This is a genomic window from Mesorhizobium sp. M7D.F.Ca.US.004.03.1.1 (assembly GCF_003998635.1).
GTDB classification, from domain to species: domain Bacteria; phylum Pseudomonadota; class Alphaproteobacteria; order Rhizobiales; family Rhizobiaceae; genus Mesorhizobium; species Mesorhizobium loti.
Genome location: NZ_RZQG01001357.1, coordinates 1 through 1,146 on the forward strand (window position 1 = coordinate 1; position 1,146 = coordinate 1,146).

Here is a 1,146-nt window from a genome sequence, read left to right on the forward strand (position 1 = left end):
ACCCTTAATCGATAAGATCAGCGACGTCAGCTAGGCGGATAAGCAAAAATTGTAAAATTTGGACCCCAGTTGTCCTTTCAAATCCTCGGCCGCACATGCCCCAAAAAAACATCTAGCTATGCCTTCCCGCCCGCAGTATGCGATACAAGACGGCGGGGGCCGGGGATGGCACTTGAGTAAGGTGATCGGCCGCGAAGTATCTTCGTGTTCGCACTTTTTCTGGTGTTCATATCCGTGAGCCTGGAGTCTAGTGCCATCCAATGAATTCTTACCTCGAATCAGTATTCGGGCTCCGGCCACAGATGCGGCGTGCCTTCATCATGGTCCAGGACGTGGTCATGGTCCTGGTCGCCGTGGCGCTCAGCCTCGTGCTTTCGCGGTCGAATCTCTCGTTCGAAGCGCTCTCCAACGAGGGTCTGGCAACCTGGGCTGGCATTGTTCTCATCAGCCATTTGCTATTCAGATATTGTGGCCTCTACACGACCGTCTGGCGTTTTGCCTCGACGCCGGACTTTTTCAACATCCTGAAGAGCTGCGCGATTTTGACGCTCACGCTTTACGTGGTTTCGCTGCTGGTTCGTTCTTTCCAGCCTGTGGCTGGGCTCAACGAGCGTCAGTTCATCGTCTTCTTCCTCGTCTCCTTCACCGTCATATCGGCGCCGCGGCTGTTCTACCGCTTCCTGCGCGACGGCGCGAGCTGGGGCATTCTAGGCGGCAAGACCGACAAGACGCAGGCCAAGCGAGCATTGTTCGTTGGCCGGCTCGGCGAGGCCGACCTGATCATTCGCTTCACGCGCACGGCGCAGCCGGCGGACTATTCCATCGCGGGCATCATGGCGACCGAGCGCGGCGCGCCGTTGGGGACGCGGATTCAAGGTGTTCCCGTGGTGGCGACCCGGCCGCGTCTGATCGATGTCCTGGAAGACTACGCGACGGGCACCAAAAGCCTGGACTTGCTGATTTTCGGCAGCGGCGCCGAACACGAGATCGAGGAGTATTCGGGACTCGTGCGCGTTGCCCGGCACGGCGACATAAATGTGGTGCAATTCTCAGGTCTTTCGGAGCTGGAACAGCACGGAAAGCTGGTTCTCGACACCGTCGAGATGGAAACGATCCTGCGGCGTCCGACAGTCGCGTCCGATATCG

General features: G+C 58.3%; 1 pseudogene. It reads left to right on the forward strand.

The window, feature by feature from the left end:
- Window positions 1-260 precede the first annotated feature (260 nt).
- Window positions 261-1,146: pseudogene (locus EN935_RS37050) on the forward strand (polysaccharide biosynthesis protein); the annotation flags it as partial.